The following is a 17,235-nucleotide window of genomic DNA, read 5'->3' on the forward strand; positions in this document are numbered from 1 at the left end:
TGTCTCTCACGATGCGCACACGGGACGGCCTTGGAAACGTTCTCGGGAGATTCCGATGCTGGACAAACTCGATGCCGAATTCGCGTTCGGCCGGCAGGCGCTGGATGTACGCGCATACCGGCAGGAACTGTTGTCGTCGAATATCGCGAACGCCGACACGCCCGGCTACAAGGCGCGCGATATCGACTTCGCGTCGTCGCTCGCCGGCGCGCTGAAGAAAACGGGCCGCAGCACCGCCGGGCAGGGCGCGTCGAACAACACGACGCTCGCAATGGCGCAACCCGCCGGCGTGACGAGCGGCATGTCGATGAACACGACCGAGGCCGGCCACATGAGCGGCAAGGCCAGGCTGACCCCGACGGGCGGCAGCCCCGACGACTACGGCAACCTGCAATACCGCATGCCGCTGCAGCCGGCGCTCGACGGCAACACGGTCGACGTCGACGTCGAGCGTGTGCAGTTTGCCGACAACACGGTGCACTTCCAGTCGGGTATGACGGTCGTGTCGAACCAGATCAAGACGATGCTGTCGGCGATCACGTCGGGCTCGTCGTAAGCCGGGCACGAGTACGCCGCACGAGCAGGGCGCATAGCCTGAACACAGGCAGCATGCACGCACGAACAGAAACGCTACGGGACTTAACGTGAAGCCGGTGCGAACCGGCAGGAGAGGTCAGGAAACATGCCATCCCTGATGAATATTTTTGGTGTCGCGGGTTCCGCGATGTCGGCGCAGTCGGAGCGACTCAACGTGACGGCGTCGAACCTCGCCAACGCGGACAGTACGACGGGCCCCGACGGTCAGCCGTACAAGGCCAAGCAGGTCATATTCGCGGTGAACCCGATCGGCGGCGCGCGCACGCGCTCCGGCCAGCAGGTCGGCGGCGTGCGGGTGACCGGCGTGGTCGACGATCCGTCGCCAATGAAGACCGCGTACGACCCGGGCAATCCGGCCGCCGACGCGAACGGCTACGTGACGCTGCCCAACGTCGACCCGGTGCAGGAGATGGTCAACATGATCTCGGCCTCGCGCTCGTACCAGGCCAACGTCGAAACGCTGAACACGGCCAAAACCCTGATGCTGAAAACGCTCACGATCGGAACCTGAGGAGAGAGCCTTTGACCACCAACACCACGATCGGCAGCAACGGCACGACCGTTTCGCAGACGCTGCTCGACACGATGAACGGCACGAACAGCAGCTCGACGAACGGCACCTCGGGCACCTCGGCCTCGGACCTGCAGAACACCTTCCTGCAACTGCTTGTCGCGCAGCTGAAGAACCAGGACCCGACCAATCCGATGGACAGCTCGCAGATGACCTCGCAGCTTGCCCAGATCAGCACGGTGCAGGGCATCAGCAACCTCAATACCTCGCTGACCTCGCTGTCGACGCAGCTGTCGGCCAGCCAGCAGGCGCAGTCCGCGCTGCTGATCGGCTCGACCGTGCTCGCTCCGGGCAACTCGGTCACGGTGTCGAGCGGCAAGGCGAACGAGTTCGGCGTCACGCTCGCGAATGCCGTGAGCGACCTGCAGATCGTCGTAAAGAACTCGGCCGGCACGATCGTCAACACGCTGGATCTCGGCAAGCAGTCGGCCGGCACGGTTCCGGTTGGCTGGACACCGACCGACACGGCAGGCAACACGCTGCCCGACGGCACTTACACGATTACCGCGACCGGCACGATCAACGGCCAGCAGGCGACGGCCACCACGCTCACCAGCGCGACGGTCCAAGGCATCGTCCAGCAGAGCAGCGGCACGCCGGGCCTCGTGCTGTCGAACGGCACGACGGTCGGCCTGACCAGCGTCGCCGCGATCCTGTAATCCGGATCCATCCAGTTACGACTTTCCAGATACGGAGTACGTCATGAGCTATCAAACAGGTTTGAGCGGTCTGTCGGCGTCGTCGAGCGATCTCGACGTGATCGGCAACAACATCGCCAACGCCAACACGGTCGGTTTCAAGAGCGGCACCGCGGAGTTCGCCGACATGTACGCCAATTCGGTCGCGACCGCGACGAGCCAGCAGATCGGCATCGGTACGAAACTCTCCGAAGTGCAGCAGCAGTTCTCGCAAGGCACGATCACGACGACGAACCAGGCGCTGAACGTCGCGATCAACGGTAACGGCTTCTACCAGCTGTCGGACAACGGCACGCTGGTCTATTCGCGCAACGGCGTGTTCCAGCTCGACAAGAACGGCTACATCACGAACGCGCAGGGCCTGAAGCTAATGGGTTATGCGGCCAGTAGCGCGGGCATCATCAACACCGCGCAGACCGTGCCGCTGACCGTGCCGACCGCGAACATCGCGCCGCAGGCGACCACCTCGATCACCGCGGGCCTGAACCTGAACGCGCAGGACAACATCATGCTCGGCGCGCCGACCGTGACGCCCGGCGCCGGGAACAGCGCAGGGCTGAGCACGACCGGCGCGACGATTACTAACGCGAGCGCGGGCACCAACACGGACACGTACACGATTAACTTCACCGACCCGACCCACTATACGGTCACGGTCGGGGCCGGCACGCCCGGCGCCCCGCAGACCTTCACTGCGGGCACGGCGATCACGCTCGGCAACGGCGAGAGCATCACCTTCAGCGGTACGCCGACGGCGGGTGACAGCTATACGGTTGCGCCGAACCCAACCACGTTCAACCAGGCCAGCTCGACGACCTACAACTACTCGACGAGCACGACGGTCTACGATTCGCTGGGCGGCTCGCAGACCGTCAACATGTATTTCGCGAAGACGGGCTCGGGCACGTGGAACGTGTACGCGGGCCCGTCGAACGGCACCGCTTCGCTGATCGGCACCGCGAACTTCAATTCGTCGGGCACGCTGGTCAGCACGACCGACGCGACGACCGGCCTCGCGACCGCGACGCTCGGCGCGTTCACCATGTCGCTGCCGAACACCGACGGTTCGAGCACGCCGCAGAGCGTCACGCTGAACATGGCTGGCACCACGCAGTACGGCGGCAAGAACGGTGTGAACAGCCTGTCCACCAACGGCTACGCGGCGGGCCAGCTGACCAGCTTCACGGTCGGTGCCGACGGCACGCTGACCGGCAACTACTCGAACGGCCAGACCGCGGCGCTCGGCCAGATCGTGCTCGCGAACTTCGCGAACCAGAACGGTCTCGTCAACCTCGGCAACAACGAGTACGGCCAGACGTCGGCCTCCGGCGTCGCGCAGATTTCGACGCCGGGTTCGACCAATCACGGCGTGCTGCAAGGCGGCGCGGTCGAGAACTCGAACGTCGATCTGACGAGCGAGCTGGTCAACCTGATCACCGCGCAGCGCAACTATCAGGCGAACGCGCAGACGATCAAGACCCAGCAGGCCGTCGACCAGACCCTGATCAACCTGTAAGCCAACGGGACCTCTTCATGGATCGGCTGATCTACACCGCGATGTCGGGCAGCGCGCAAGCGCTCGAACAGCAGGCGATCGTCGCGAACAACCTCGCGAACGCGTCGACCACGGGCTTTCGCGCGCAGCTCGAAACCTACCGCGCCGTGCCGATGTCGTTCGGCGACGGCAGCACGATCAACGACAACACGACCCGCACCTTCGTGCTGTCGTCGACACCGGGCGCCGACTACACGCCGGGGCCGATCCAGCAGACCGGCAATCCGCTCGACGTCGCGATTCAGGGGGCCGGCTGGCTGTCGGTGCAGACCGCCGACGGCAACGAGGCCTACACGCGCGCGGGCAATCTGCACATCGACGAAAACGGCCAGCTCGTGAACGCGACCAATCAGGTCGTGCTCGGCAACGGCGGGCCGGTATCGGTGCCGCCGGGCGCGCAGATCACGATAGGCAAGGACGGCACGGTGACGGCATTGACGCCGGGCGATCCGCCCACCGCGGTCGTCACCATCGATCAGCTGAAGCTCGTCAATCCCGATCCGCAGTCGATCACGCGCGGCGATGACGGTCTGTTTCGCACCGCCGACGGCAACCCCGCCGACGCCGATCCGACCGTGACGCTCGCGCCGGCGTCGCTCGAAGGCAGCAACGTGAATCCGGTGAGCGCGATGGTCTCGATGATCACCAACGCGCGCCAGTTCCAGATGCAGACGCAGTTGCTGCAAAACGCCGACAAGAACGATCAGTCCGCCAACCAGATTCTCAGCTTCAGCTAACGGATTGCCACGGGGTGCCCTACGAGGCTCGCCCCGAGACCAGGAGAACCATAAGTGAACCGCTCACTCTATATCGCCGCCACCGGCATGAATGCGCAACAGGCGCAGATGGACGTGATCTCGAACAACCTCGCGAACGTCAGCACCAACGGCTTCAAGGGCTCGCGCGCGGTGTTCGAGGATCTGCTGTACCAGACCATCCGCCAGCCGGGTGCGAACTCGACGCAGCAAACCGAACTGCCGTCCGGCATTCAGCTCGGCACCGGCGTGCAACAGGTCGCGACCGAGCGTCTGTACACGCAGGGCAACCTGCAGCAGACCGGCAACTCGAAGGACGTCGCGATCAACGGCGCGGGCTTCTTCCAGGTGCAGATGCCCGACGGCCAGACTGCCTACACGCGCGACGGCTCGTTCCAGACCAACGCGCAGGGTCAGCTCGTCACGGCGAGCGGCTACCAGGTGATTCCGGCGATCACGATTCCCGCCAACGCGACCTCGCTGACGATCGGCAGCGACGGCGCGGTGTCGATCACCGTGGCCGGATCGAGCAATACGCAGCAGCTCGGCACAATGCAGCTCGCGACCTTCATCAACCCGGCCGGCCTCGACTCGAAGGGCGAGAACCTGTTCGCGGAGACCGCGTCCTCGGGCGCGCCGAACGTGGCGCAACCGGGTCTGAACGGCGCGGGCTCGCTCAACCAGGGTTACGTGGAAGCGTCGAACGTGAACGTCGTGCAGGAGCTGGTGAACATGATCCAGACGCAGCGCGCGTACGAAATCAACAGCAAGGCCGTGACGACCTCCGACCAGATGCTGCAGACCTTGAGCCAGATGCCGGTTTGAGGACTGGAAATTTAAGGCGGTAAACGATGATGTCGCATTCCACTCGCACTCCGGTTCATTCGCGCACGGCCGTCGCGCTCGTGCAGCTCACGCTGCTCGCCGCGCTCGGCGGCTGCGCGCTCGTGCCGAAGCAACCGATCATCCAGCAGCCGATGACCGCGCTGCCGCCGGTGCCGCCGCAGGCACAGGCGCCGGGCTCGATCTACAACCCGGGCTTCGCGGGCCGTCCGCTATTCGAAGATCAGCGGCCGCGCAACGTGGGCGACATCATCACGATCGTCATCGCCGAGAACATCAACGCAACGAAGAACTCGGGCGCGAATGCGAGTCGCAATGGCAGCACGAACTTGAGCGTGCCGACCGCGGGCTTTCTTAGCGGACTGTTCGCCAAGACCAACCTGAGCGCAAGCGGCGTCAACGGTTTTGCCGGTACTGGCGGCGCGAACGCGTCGAACACGTTCAACGGCACGATCACCGTGACCGTGACCGGCGTGCAGGCCAACGGCAATCTGATCGTGAGCGGCGAGAAACAGATGATGATCAATCAGGGCAACGAGTTCGTGCGCTTTTCGGGTGTCGTCAACCCCAACACGATTTCGAGCCTGAATGCCGTGTACTCGACCCAGGTCGCCGACGCGAAAATCGAATACTCCGCGAAGGGCTACATCAACGAAGCGGAGACCATGGGCTGGCTGCAGCGGTTCTTCCTCAACGTGGCGCCGTGGTGATCATGGGTACTGTTTTCAACACGCTGTCGCGCGCGGGCCGCGCACTGATGTTCGTCGCGCTCGCCTGCGCGGCGCTGCCGGCCGCGACGCCCGCGCATGCCGAGCGCCTGAAGGACCTCGCGCAGATCCAGGGCGTGCGCGACAACCCGCTGATCGGCTACGGCCTCGTGGTCGGCCTCGACGGCACCGGCGACCAGACCACGCAGACGCCGTTCACGACGCAGACGCTCGCGAACATGCTCGCGAACCTCGGCATCTCGATCAACAACCAGGCGGCCGGCTCGAGCAACTCGCAGTCGTCGCTGTCGAACATCCAGTTGAAGAACGTCGCCGCCGTGATGGTGACCGCGGTGCTGCCGCCGTTCGCGCGGCCGGGCGAAGCGATCGACATCACCGTGTCGTCGCTCGGCAATGCGAAGAGCCTGCGCGGCGGCACGCTGCTGCTCACGCCCCTCAAGGGCGCCGACGGCCAGGTGTATGCGCTCGGCCAGGGCAACGTCGCCGTGGGCGGCGCGGGCGCGAGCGCGAACGGCAGCAAGGTGCAGGTCAACCAGCTGGCCGCGGGGCGCGTCACCGGCGGCGCGATCGTCGAGCGCGCGGTGCCGACCGCGGTGTCGCAGGCGGGCATGATGCAGCTCGACCTGAACGACATGGACTACGACACCACGCAGCGCGTGGTCGCGGCGATCGACAACGCGTTCGGCAGCGGCACCGCGACCGCGCTCGACGGCCGCACCATCCAGCTGCGCGCGCCGGCCGATCCGCAGCAGCAGGTCTCGTTCATGGCGCAATTGCAGAACCTCGAAGTGCGCCCCGGGCAGGCGGCCGCCAAGGTGATCCTGAACGCGCGCACCGGCTCGATCGTGATGAACCGGATGGTCACGCTGCAAAGCTGCGCGGTCGCGCATGGCAATCTGTCGGTCGTGATCAATACGCAGCCGGTGGTGAGCCAGCCGGGCGCGTTCTCGAACGGCCGCACCGTGGTCGCGCAGCAGTCGCAGATCCAGATGAAGCAGGACAACGGCTCGCTGAAACTCGTGAACGCCGGAGCGAACCTCGCCGAAGTGGTGAAGGCGCTCAACGCGCTCGGCGCGACGCCCGCGGATCTGATGTCGATCCTGCAAGCCATGAAAGCAGCCGGTGCCTTGCGCGCCGAGCTTGAAATCATCTAAGGAGCACACGAGATGAATTCCGATCCGACCAATGGCATCAACTCCGCCGGCGACCTGACCAGCCGGTTTGCGCTCGACGTCCAGGGCTTCGGCGCACTGAGCGCGCAGGCCAAGGCTTCGCCGCAAGCCGGCATGAAGATGGCCGCGCAGCAGTTCGACGCCGTGTTCACGCAGATGATGTTGAAGAGCATGCGCGATGCGACGCCGCAGGACAGTCCGTTCGATTCGCACGACACGGCGACCTTCACGTCGATGATGGACCAGCAGATGGCGCAACAGCTGTCCAAGCGAGGCATCGGCGTCGCCGACGCGATGCTCAAGCAGTTGATGCGCAACCAGGGCATGCAGGTGGGTGGCGCGAACGGCGCGGGCGCGGCGGGTGGTCTCGCCGGCATGGCCAACGCGCTCGGCGGCGGCGTCGGCGGCGGCGACGAAGGCCGGAGCGCCGCGCTCAACGCGCTCGCGCGCGCGTACGGCAACGCCCAGGCCAACGGCCAGCTCGCGCTGGGCCGCGGCTACTCGGCCAATAGCGCGCTGACGCCGCCGACGCGCGGCGACGGCAGCTCGCCGAAGATCGATGCGTTCGTCGACAAGCTCGCCGCGCCGGCGCAGGCCGCGAGCGCGGCGACCGGCATTCCGGCGCGCTTCATCATCGGTCAGGCCGCGCTCGAATCGGGCTGGGGCAAGAGCGAGATCAAGAAGGCCGATGGCTCGACCAGCCACAACGTGTTCGGCATCAAGGCGGGCAACGACTGGACCGGCAAGACCGTGTCGACGGCCACGACCGAATACGTGAACGGCAAGCCGCATCGCACGGTCGAGAAATTCCGCGCGTACGACTCGTACGAGGAAGCGATGACCGATTACGCGCGCCTGTTGAAGAACAATCCGCGTTACGCACAGGTGCTCAATTCGTCGCGCGACGTGAACGGTTTTGCGAACGGCATGCAGCGCGCCGGTTATGCGACCGACCCGCATTACGCGAAAAAGCTGCTGTCGATCATGCAGAAAATGGGCTGATTGAACGCCGGAAATGGGGCGGGTACGCTTTTAACGTTTGCGCGAACTTTGCCGGCGAATATTTAAATTAAGCCCCTAAATTTTGGCTCGATGCTGCCGCTAACGAGTTAGACCCGATACCGGAACAGCGCTGCAAGGTCCGGTCGAACGCGTGTGCTGCGGCTTTGCATGAAGACCCTCAGAGTCGATGGCTAGGCCCTGGCACGTGCCCGCAAGAACATGCTTACCGGCAAGCCCATGGATATGAACCAGTCGAACGGCCTGATTGACACGAACGGTCAGCCGCACGTCCCGCAAGACGAGAGCCCTTCCGATTTCGGCCGCCGCAATCCGCTGGAAATCGGCGTGCAGCTGCGCAATATCGTCAATCGCGGCGATTTCCTCACGGTCGAATATGCGGGCGGCCAGCTCGTCACGCGCCTGCTCGATGTCGACGTGCGCGAGCGCACCTTCACCTTCGATTGGGGCGCGCTCCCCGAGCAGAACAAGGGGCTGCTCAGCGCCCCGCGTTGCCAGTTCCACGCATCGCCCGACGGCGTGCGCGTCGAGTTCGCGACGCCGACGCCGCGCGAGACGCGCTTCGAAGGAATGCCGGCGTTCGAGGCCGACTTCCCCGAGGTGCTGTTCTACGTGCAGCGCCGCGAATACTTCCGCGTCGCCGCGCCGATTCTCGACCCGTTCATGTGTACGGGCCGTCTGCCCGACGGCGACACGTTCCGCTTCGAGGTGCACGACCTGTCGCTCGGCGGCGTCGGCATGCGCACGGCCGACCTGCGCGTTGCCGAATTGCCGATGGGCGCCCGCCTGATGGACTGCGAGCTCACGCTCGGCGCGCTCGGCCGTCTGTCGCTCGATCTGCAGCTCGTGTCGCATCGCTCGCTCGCGATGCCGAACGGCACGCAGCGCTATCAGCTCGGCTTCCGTTTCCTGTCGCTGCCGGGCAGCGCGGAAAACACGCTGCAGCGGCTGATCACGCAGCTCGAAATGAAGCGCCGCTCGCTCGCGCGCTGAGCCGCGAGCCGAACGCGCGGCGGCCGTGCGCGAGACGCTCGGCACCGCGCGAACGTTTTGGCCCGCTAAGCAAACGTTGCACACGCAGTGAAAGCAATAGCTCGGAAACCAAGCGATGAGCGCAAACGAGGTGGAATGGCCCTCAATTTTTCGCACCACGGGCCGTTAAAGAGGATGTTCCACTAACACGGTGGCATGTCTGCGATGCCGCCCTTCAGGATGACGCATGTCCAGCAATCTGTTGAATATCGGCCTTAGCGGACTCAACGCGGCCCAATGGGGTTTGACGACGACTGGTGAGAACATCAGCAATGCGTCGACGCCCGGCTATACGATGGAAACTCCGGTGTATTCGGAGGTGGGCGGCAACTATACGGGCTCCGGCTACATGCCGATGGGCGTCTCCACCGACACCATAACGCGCGCGTATAGCCAGTACCTGACGACCGAGCTCAACAACGCGCAGTCGTGGAGCAGCTCGCTCAGCACGTACAACACGATGATCAGCCAGCTCAACAACCTCGTCGGCAGTCCGACTGGGGGGATTGCGAGCGCGATCAGCGGTTACTTCACGGGGCTGCAGAACGTCGCCAACGACGCGTCGAGCGTGGCGACGCGACAAACCGCGATCAGCGACGCGCAGACGCTCGCGAATCAGATCAACGCGGCTGGCCAGCAATACGACCAGTTGCGCGCGAGCGTCAACACGCAGATGAGCGACGCGGTCACGAAGATCAACACCTTCACGGCGCAGATCGCGTCGCTGAATACGCAGATCACGCAGGCGAGCAGCCAGGGCCAACCGCCGAACCAGCTGCTCGACCAACGCGACCTGGCGGTGTCGAACCTGTCGCAGCTGATCGGCGTGTCGGTCGTGCAGGACAACGGCAGCTATAGCCTGTTCATGTCCAACGGACAGCCGCTCGTGCTGGCCGGCAACAGCTTCAACCTCGGCACGGCGACTTCGTCGGCCGATCCGACCGAACTGTCGGTCCAGTATCTCGGCCAGGTTGGCGCGAAGCCGACCCCGACTCCGCAGACGCTGTCCGACAGCAGCGTGTCCGGCGGCACGCTGGGCGGCCTGGTGCAATTCCGATCGCAAACGCTCGATCCGGCCGAGGCGCAACTCGGTGCGATCGCGACCAGCTTCGCCGCGCAGGTCAATGCGCAGAACGAACTCGGCCTGACGCTGAACGGCACCCCGGGCGGCGCGCTGTTCACCGTCGGCTCGCCGACCGTGTACGCGAACTCGCAGAACAGCGGCACCGCGACGCTCGGCGTCTCGTTCGCCAACGCGAGCCAGCCGACCACGGGCGACTACACGCTGTCGTACAACGGCAGCGCCTACACGCTGACCGACAACCAGACGGGCAGCATCGTCGGTTCGGCGGCGGCCCTGACCAACCCGATCGGCGGCCTGCAGTTCTCGGTCGCGAGCGGCACGATGAACGCCGGCGACTCGTTCACTGTCGAGCCGACCCGCGGCGCGCTGAACGGCTTCGCGCTGACCACCACGGCGGGCTCGGCGATCGCGGCCGCGGCGCCGGTGCTCGCGTCGGCGTCGACGTCGAACACCGGCAGCGCGACGATCACGCAAGGTACGGTTTCGGCCGGCTATAGCGCGCCGACCAGCGCGTCGAAGATCATCTACACCGCGGGCACCGGCCTCACCGGTTTCCCGATCGGCTCGGTGGTGACGGTCGCCGGCTCGCCGTCCACGTCGTACACGATCAACACGGCAGCGGACGCAGTGCCGTACTCGCCGAATTCGGGCGCGACGCTGACCATCACCAACCCGACCAACTCGACGAACGCGGGCGTGATGAACAACGTGACGGTCACGATCAGCGGCACGCCAGCCAACGGCGACTCGTTCACGATCGGACCGAACACCGGCGCGACCAACGACGGCCGCAACGCGCAACTGTTGTCGAACCTGACGAAGGCGCAGGTGCTCGCGGGCGGCACCGCGACCCTCACGAGCGCGTACGCGAGCTACGTCAACAACATCGGCAACCAGGCCACGCAGATCCAGGCGATGGCGACGACGCAAACCTCGCTCGTCACGCAGATCACGTCGGCGCAGCAGTCGGTGTCGGGCGTCAATATCAATGAGGAAGCGGCTAACCTGCTTCAATACCAGCAGCTCTATCAGGCTAACAGCAAGGTCATCCAGACGGCGCAGACGCTGTTCCAGACTTTGCTTGGCATCTTCTCGTAAGGCGTTGAACCATGCGAATTTCTTCCCAGCAGTACTTCAGCATGAACGTCGCGAACATGAGCAATCAGCAGGCTCAGTTGTCGCAGATCTATCAGGAAATTTCGAGCGGCCAGAGCCTCACCACGCCCGCCGACAATCCGCTCGGCGCGGCGCAGGCCGTGCAGCTCAGCTCGACGGCGGCCGCGCTGTCGCAGTACACGACGAACCAGACCGCGGCGCTCACGTCGTTGCAGGCCGAGGACTCGACGCTGTCCACCGTCATCACGACGTTGCAAAGCGCGAACACGCTGGGCCTGCGCGCCGGCAACGGCGCTTTGAACGACGCCGACCGCACGGCGATCGCCGCGCAGCTGACCACGCTGCGCGACCAGCTCCTCACCTACGCGAATGCGACCGACGGCTCCGGCAATGCGCTGTTCGCCGGCTTCCAGAATTCGACCCAGGCCTTCACGACCGATGCGGCCGGCAACGTCACCTATACGGGCGACACCGGCTCGCGCACGGTGCAGGTCACCGATAGCAACGCCGTCGCGACCGGCGACAATGGGCTGGCGGTGTTCATGAGCGTCGGCGCGACCAACGCGCAGTCGATTGCCTCGGGCAATTCGGCCAATACGGGCAGCGGCGTGATCGGCGCGGTGTCGGTCAACGATCCGACCAACGCGGGGAATGCGGACGCCTACCAGATCCAGTTCAGCGGCAGCGGCAGCTCGCTCACGTACACGATCACCGACACGACCACCAACGCCCCGGTTGCTACGGCCCAGCCATACACGTCAGGCTCGGACATCACGATCGCCGGCCAAAAGGTCCAGATCACAGGCACACCGGCCGCCAACGACACATTCACCGTGCAGCCGGCCAACCAGGCGGGCACCAACGTATTCGCGAACCTGAACGCGATGATCACCGCGCTCCAGCAGCCGGTGAACGGCAACCCCGCGGCCGCGGCGACGCTGCAGAACGCGTTGAACACGGGCCTGTCGCAGCTCGGCAACACGCTGGACAACATCACCGCGGTGCAGGCATCGGTGGGCGGCCGCGAGCAGGAAGTCAAGGCGCTGCAAACGGTCACGCAGACCAACTCGCTGCAAACGCAAAGCAATCTCGCGGACCTGACGCAGACCGACATGGTCTCGACGATCAGCAAGTACACGATGCAGCAGGCAGCCTTGCAGGCTTCGCAGCAAGCGTTCGTGCAAATCCAGAACATGTCGCTGTTCCAGTACATCAACAACTGATGCCGCTCGGCGGCGCAATAAAAAAACCGGCGCGATGAACTCGAGCCGGTTTTTTTATGTCCGGGATTTTCCGGGTTATTTCAGCGCCGCCGCGACCCGTCCCATCTCATCGATGCCGCTATCGGACAGCCGCACGAAGAACGGGATCATGTTCGGCAGCATCAGTTGCACGAGCAGCAGACCGACCAGCATCGTCAGCGAAAAGCCGATCTGGAAAACGCCGATCTGCGGCGCCGCGCGATTGAGAATGCCGAGCGCCAGGTTGGCGATCAGCAGCGCGACGACGACCGGCAGCGACAGCAGCAGCCCCGCCGAAAAGATCGAGCTGCCCCAGTTCGCCAGCGTCTGCCAGCCGTGCGGCGCGAGCAGGTTGGCCGACACCGGCACCGACTGGAACGTCGTGACGAGGGCGGCGATCATCTGCAGATGACCATCGACGGCGAGAAACGCCAGCGTCGCGATCGTCGTCATATAGCGCGAGATCACGACGCCCGAGCCGGTCGCCTGCTGGTCGAAGAAGGTCGCGAAGCCGAGACCCATGCCGAGGCCGATGAAGTAGCCGGTTGCGTCGATCGCCTGGAACACGATCTGCATCGTCACGCCGAGCGCGACGCCGATCAGGAACTGGTTGGCGAGAATCCACACGCCGTCCGCCGAAAACACGGTGACCTGCGGCAGCGCGCCGATCGTCGGCGCGACGATGATCGTCGTGAACGCGGCGAGGCCGATTTTCACGCGCGAAGGCAGCGACGTATTGCCGAACACCGGCGCGGTCGCGATCAGCGCGGCGATGCGCGCGAACGGCCACAGGAACGCGGTCAGCCAGACGTTCAGTTGCGCGTAGGTGACCGTGAACATGGAGCGGGGAGGGCGGACGTGCGAGCGGCGCTCAGTTGACGAGCGTCGGAATGCTGGTGAGCGTGTGGCGCAGATAGTCGAGCATCGTGGTCAGCATCCACGGACCGACGATCACCAGCGTGGCCGCGATCGCGAGCAGCTTCGGGATGAACGACAGCGTGCTCTCGTTGATCTGCGTGGCCGCCTGAAACAGGCTCACGACCAGACCGACGACGAGCGCGACGAGCAGCAGCGGGGCGGCCATCATGAGGCCGATGTACATGGCGTGGTGGGCCAGCGTCATGACTGCTTCGGGTGTCATCGTGGGTACCTCAAGAACGAGGAGTCGAAAATAATCAGACGAAGCTCTGCGCGAGCGAGCCGAGCAGCAACTGCCAGCCGTCGACGAGCACGAACAGCATCAGCTTGAACGGCAGCGAAATCGTCGCCGGCGACACCATCATCATACCCATCGACATCAGCACGCTCGCGACCACCATGTCGATGATCAGGAACGGAATGAAGATCGTGAAGCCGATCGTGAAGCCGGTTTTCAACTCGCTCGTCACGAACGACGGCACCAGCAGCGACAGCGGCACGTCTTCGGGCCCCTGCATCGGCGCCGCGTGCGAGATGCGCGCGAACAGAGCGAGGTCGCTTTCGCGGGTCTGACGCAGCATGAAGGTCTTGAACGGCGCGACGCCGCGCGAGACCGCCTGGTCCATCGGCAGCGTGCCTTCCGAAAACGGCTTGTAGCCTTCGTTATAGGCCTTATCGAGCACCGGCGACATCACGAAAAACGTCAGAAACAGCGCAAGACCGACGAGCACCTGGTTCGGCGGAGTCGTGGTCGTGCCGAGCGCCTGGCGCAGCAGCGACAACACGATCACGATGCGCGTGAAGCTCGTCATCATCAGCACCATCGCGGGCAGGAACGACAGCATCGTGAGCAGCAGCATCGTCTGCACGCTCAGCGAGTAGGTCGTGCCGCCGTTCGGGCCGGGGCTCGTCGTGAAGGCCGGCAGGCCGGCGGTTTGCGCGAACGACAGCGTCGGCAGCGCGACCAGCAGTGCCGGCAGCGCGAGTCGAAGCGCTGCGGGGAGCGCGCGCGCCGCACCGCGCATTAGCGTGAAGAAACAACCTGACTGCCTGAAACTGACCTGCATTACCGATCCCCGCCGCGGTGCGCGTTGAAACGTTTGCCCACTTCGCCCTTCATGGCGTCGCGAAAGCGTTGACCAAAGGTGCCGGAAAGCGGTGCGGCCGAAGGGACAACCGTATCGGCTGCGACGGAACCCGCCGGCATCGTATGCAGCAGCCGCACGTTGCCGGGCGCGGCGCCGAGCACGAGCCACGTATCGCCGATCTCGACGACCGCGACGCGCTCCTTGCCGCCGAGCGAAGCGCCGCCGACCGTCTTCACGAGGCCGCCGCGCTGGCCCGGTTGCAGGCCGAAGCGTCGCGCGAGCCATGCGCAGCCGAACACGAGGCCGATCACGACCGCGAGTCCGACGAAGGTTTGCAGCACCGCGCCGACGCCGAGCGCCGGCACCGCGCTACCCGTGCCGACACCCGAGGCGATCTTCGCGGCGTTGTTGACCGCGTTCATGTCGGCGGCGTGCGCGACGCTGGACGCGATGAGCGCCGCGAGCAACACGCCGCGACCTGCCAAACGTTTCATCGATTGAGTTTCCGGATGCGTTCGGACGGCGTGATGATGTCGGTCAGCCGGATACCGAACTTGTCGTTGACGACCACCACTTCGCCCTGCGCGATCAGACAGCCGTTGACGAGCACGTCCATCGGCTCGCCGGCCATGCCGTCGAGCTCGACGACCGAGCCCTGCGCAAGCTGCAGCAGATTGCGGATCGCGATCTTGGTGCGGCCGAGCTCGACCGTCATCTGGACGGGGATGTCCAGGATCATGTCGATATCGTTGTGCGTCGTGGTCGGCTCGACCTTCGACAGCGGCTGGAACACACCGGCCGCGGCCGGGTTGACCTCGGCGTTGCCGTTCTGCTCGGCGAGCGCGCTGGCCCAGTCGTCCATCGCCGCGTCGTCTTCCGCGGCGGACAGCGCGCCGGCGGCGAGTTGCTCGGCGGCCTCGAGATCGCTCTCGGGCTTTGCGTTCAGGTCACTCATATCCACCTTCCTTCATCGTGTCGGCTGCGCTGATCATCTTCTGGACCCGCAACGCGTACTGACCATTGAAAATTCCGTAGCCGCATTCCATCACCGGCACGCCGTCGACTTTCGCAGTGATGTGCTCGGGGATGTTGATCGGCAGAACATCGCCTTTGCGCATGTTCAGGATCTGTTCGAACGTGACCGGCACCTGTGCGAGGTCGGCGGTCAGCTGCACTTCGGCAGCCTGCACCTGCTGCGACAGCACGCGCACCCAGCGGCGGTCGACGTCCATCGCTTCGCCCTGGATCGGCGAGGACAGCACGTCGCGGATCGGCTCGATCATCGAGTAGGGCATGCAGATGTGCAGCGTGCCGCCCGTCGAGCCGAACTCGATCGAAAATTGCGTGACGATGACGATTTCGTTCGGCGTCGCGACGTTGGCGAACTGGGTGTGCATTTCCGAGCGCACGTATTCGAACTGCAGCGGGCGCACGCTCTTCCATGACGCGGTGTAGTGCTCGAACGTCAGATTGAGCAGCTTCGTGATGATGCGCTGCTCGGTCTGCGTGAAATCGCGTCCTTCGACGCGCGTATGAAAACGCCCGTCGCCGCCGAACAGGTTATCGACCACGAAGAACACGAGGTTCGGATCGAACACGAACAGCGACGTGCCGCGCAGCGGCTTCACGTGGACCAGGTTCAGGTTGGTCGGGATCGGCAGATTGCGCGTGAATTCGCTGTACTTCTGCACCTTCACCGGGCCGACGGAGATTTCCGCCGAGCGCCGCATGAAGTTGAAAATGCCGACGCGCAACAGGCGCGCGAAGCGGTCGTTGATGATTTCGAGGCCCGGCATCCGGCCACGGACGATGCGTTCCTGCGTCGCGATGTTGTACGGGCGTACGCCCGTGCGATCGTTTTGCTCGGATTCCGTGTCGGATTCGCCGGTGACGCCCTTCAGAAGGGCATCGACCTCTTCCTGGGACATGAACTCTTCGTGGCTCATTGCTTTTCCTCGTGCGTCCCTTGGCGATTGATGATGGCAGCGCTGGACAAGGTCACGTCACTGCACGACGAACTCGGTGAACAGCACGTCCTGCACGCGGATCGGTGCGGCGCCCCGCTCGGTCGGCTCGGTGATCAGCGTCTTTAGCTCTTCGGCGAGCGCGCGCTTGCCTTCGAGCGGCGCGAGTTCTTCGGGGTGCTTGTTCGACAGCGCGAGCAGGATGCGGCTGCGCACTTCCGGCATGTGATCGGTGAGCGCCTGCTGGGTGCCGGCGTCGCCGAGCTTCAGCGTGAGGCCGATGCGCAGGAAGTGTTGCTGGCCGTCGTCCGATTGCAGGTTGACGGTCATCGATTCGAGCGGGAAGAACAGCGGCGCGGCGGACAGCGCCGGCGCGGCTTCGGCCGAAACGGCGACGGGTGCGCGCTTCGACATGAAGAACCACATGCCGGCACCGGCAGCGCCCGCGGCGATCAGCGCAATGAGGACGATCAGGATGATGCGCTTCATGGGGCCCGGCGAGGCGGGCGCGGCTTGTTGCGGGGCGGTCGTGGTTGCCATTTGGTTTGCCAGCCTGGTGCTGGCGTAGTAAGGGTTAGGGTGATTGTTGTTGATTTGCCTGCGGCGCTATGGGTCGAAAAGAAGGGCTATTTCTGGCTATTTCTGGCTGTTTCTAGTTTTTGCTTGTTTTTTTGTCGTTGTTCTTTGCGGTGTTGGCCTTTCCTTGCCTTCTTATCGGTCTATTAGGGGAGTGTCTGAATTTTTGTGTGCAAGGCGTCTGAACATTTCAGGCGTGGCAGGCGATCAATTTCATTCTAGCTGTTGGGTCGTGTGAAGCGATCCTCGTAGAGGATCGCGAACTGCCGCATGGCGG

General features: G+C 64.6%; 19 protein-coding genes. 12 read left to right on the plus strand and 7 right to left on the minus strand.

Annotated features, from left to right (window positions below):
* Positions 1-55: 55 nt before the first annotated feature.
* The 12 genes from flgB (at position 56) to flgL (ending at position 12,394) form a co-directional block, all read left to right on the plus strand.
* Positions 56-556 carry a flagellar basal body rod protein FlgB gene (gene flgB, locus AB3X89_RS25005; RefSeq protein WP_368585670.1) on the plus strand — a complete coding sequence of 167 codons (501 nt, stop codon included), beginning with the start codon at positions 56-58 and terminating at the stop codon, positions 554-556.
* 126 nt (positions 557-682) lie between these two features.
* Positions 683-1,108, plus strand: a complete 426-nt coding sequence (gene flgC, locus AB3X89_RS25010) for a flagellar basal body rod protein FlgC (protein WP_013090881.1) — start codon at positions 683-685, stop codon at positions 1,106-1,108.
* An 11-nt stretch (positions 1,109-1,119) separates the two neighbouring features.
* On the plus strand, positions 1,120-1,827 hold the full coding sequence (locus AB3X89_RS25015) for a flagellar hook assembly protein FlgD (RefSeq protein ID WP_368585671.1): 708 nt from the start codon (positions 1,120-1,122) through the stop codon (positions 1,825-1,827).
* Positions 1,828-1,870: 43 nt separating this feature from the next.
* On the plus strand, positions 1,871-3,382 hold the full coding sequence (locus AB3X89_RS25020) for a flagellar hook-basal body complex protein (protein ID WP_368585672.1): 1,512 nt from the start codon (positions 1,871-1,873) through the stop codon (positions 3,380-3,382).
* A 17-nt stretch (positions 3,383-3,399) separates the two neighbouring features.
* Positions 3,400-4,158 (plus strand): flagellar basal-body rod protein FlgF, encoded by a 759-nt coding sequence (flgF, locus tag AB3X89_RS25025; protein ID WP_368585673.1) that lies wholly within the window; start codon positions 3,400-3,402, stop codon positions 4,156-4,158.
* 54 nt (positions 4,159-4,212) lie between these two features.
* Positions 4,213-5,001 carry a flagellar basal-body rod protein FlgG gene (gene flgG, locus AB3X89_RS25030; protein ID WP_368585674.1) on the plus strand — a complete coding sequence of 263 codons (789 nt, stop codon included), beginning with the start codon at positions 4,213-4,215 and terminating at the stop codon, positions 4,999-5,001.
* Positions 5,002-5,030: 29 nt separating this feature from the next.
* Complete coding sequence (gene flgH / locus AB3X89_RS25035) at positions 5,031-5,729, plus strand: flagellar basal body L-ring protein FlgH (protein WP_368585685.1); 699 nt, start codon at positions 5,031-5,033, stop codon at positions 5,727-5,729.
* A gap of 2 nt (positions 5,730-5,731) precedes the next feature.
* A complete protein-coding gene (locus AB3X89_RS25040; protein ID WP_368585675.1) occupies positions 5,732-6,901 on the plus strand; it encodes a flagellar basal body P-ring protein FlgI in 1,170 nt (389 codons plus the stop codon).
* Positions 6,902-6,913: 12 nt separating this feature from the next.
* Entirely contained in the window at positions 6,914-7,921 is a 1,008-nt protein-coding gene (flgJ, locus tag AB3X89_RS25045) for a flagellar assembly peptidoglycan hydrolase FlgJ (protein ID WP_368585676.1), read from the plus strand.
* A 237-nt stretch (positions 7,922-8,158) separates the two neighbouring features.
* Positions 8,159-8,932: a flagellar brake protein gene (locus tag AB3X89_RS25050; protein WP_368585677.1), complete on the plus strand. Its 774-nt coding sequence runs from the start codon at positions 8,159-8,161 to the stop codon at positions 8,930-8,932.
* A 226-nt stretch (positions 8,933-9,158) separates the two neighbouring features.
* Positions 9,159-11,153, plus strand: a complete 1,995-nt coding sequence (flgK, locus tag AB3X89_RS25055; RefSeq protein WP_368585678.1) for a flagellar hook-associated protein FlgK — start codon at positions 9,159-9,161, stop codon at positions 11,151-11,153.
* Positions 11,154-11,164: 11 nt separating this feature from the next.
* A complete protein-coding gene (gene flgL, locus AB3X89_RS25060; protein ID WP_368585679.1) occupies positions 11,165-12,394 on the plus strand; it encodes a flagellar hook-associated protein FlgL in 1,230 nt (409 codons plus the stop codon).
* A 75-nt stretch (positions 12,395-12,469) separates the two neighbouring features.
* Here the strand turns inward: flgL and fliR are convergent, their stop codons facing one another.
* The 7 genes from fliR to fliL are packed head-to-tail and all read right to left on the minus strand — an operon-like array spanning position 12,470 to position 16,922.
* Positions 12,470-13,252 (minus strand): flagellar biosynthetic protein FliR, encoded by a 783-nt coding sequence (gene fliR / locus AB3X89_RS25065; protein ID WP_368585680.1) that lies wholly within the window; start codon positions 13,250-13,252, stop codon positions 12,470-12,472.
* A 31-nt stretch (positions 13,253-13,283) separates the two neighbouring features.
* On the minus strand, positions 13,284-13,553 hold the full coding sequence (fliQ, locus tag AB3X89_RS25070; protein WP_368585681.1) for a flagellar biosynthesis protein FliQ: 270 nt from the start codon (positions 13,551-13,553) through the stop codon (positions 13,284-13,286).
* A gap of 34 nt (positions 13,554-13,587) precedes the next feature.
* Positions 13,588-14,355, minus strand: coding sequence for a flagellar type III secretion system pore protein FliP (gene fliP / locus AB3X89_RS25075; RefSeq protein ID WP_368585686.1), 768 nt, complete (start codon positions 14,353-14,355; stop codon positions 13,588-13,590).
* Between the two features lie 41 nt (positions 14,356-14,396).
* Positions 14,397-14,912: a flagellar biosynthetic protein FliO gene (fliO, locus tag AB3X89_RS25080; protein ID WP_368585682.1), complete on the minus strand. Its 516-nt coding sequence runs from the start codon at positions 14,910-14,912 to the stop codon at positions 14,397-14,399.
* A complete protein-coding gene (gene fliN, locus AB3X89_RS25085; protein WP_368585683.1) occupies positions 14,909-15,373 on the minus strand; it encodes a flagellar motor switch protein FliN in 465 nt (154 codons plus the stop codon). The genes fliO and fliN overlap by 4 nt, the downstream gene beginning before the upstream one ends.
* Positions 15,366-16,364 carry a flagellar motor switch protein FliM gene (gene fliM, locus AB3X89_RS25090; RefSeq protein WP_013090865.1) on the minus strand — a complete coding sequence of 333 codons (999 nt, stop codon included), beginning with the start codon at positions 16,362-16,364 and terminating at the stop codon, positions 15,366-15,368. Before fliM ends, fliN begins: the two co-directional genes overlap by 8 nt.
* A 57-nt stretch (positions 16,365-16,421) precedes the next feature.
* Positions 16,422-16,922 carry a flagellar basal body-associated protein FliL gene (fliL, locus tag AB3X89_RS25095; RefSeq protein WP_368585684.1) on the minus strand — a complete coding sequence of 167 codons (501 nt, stop codon included), beginning with the start codon at positions 16,920-16,922 and terminating at the stop codon, positions 16,422-16,424.
* Positions 16,923-17,235 lie beyond the last annotated feature (313 nt).

Source organism: Paraburkholderia sp. BR14320, assembly GCF_040948665.1.
In the GTDB taxonomy this organism is placed as follows: Bacteria; Pseudomonadota; Gammaproteobacteria; order Burkholderiales; family Burkholderiaceae; genus Paraburkholderia; species Paraburkholderia youngii.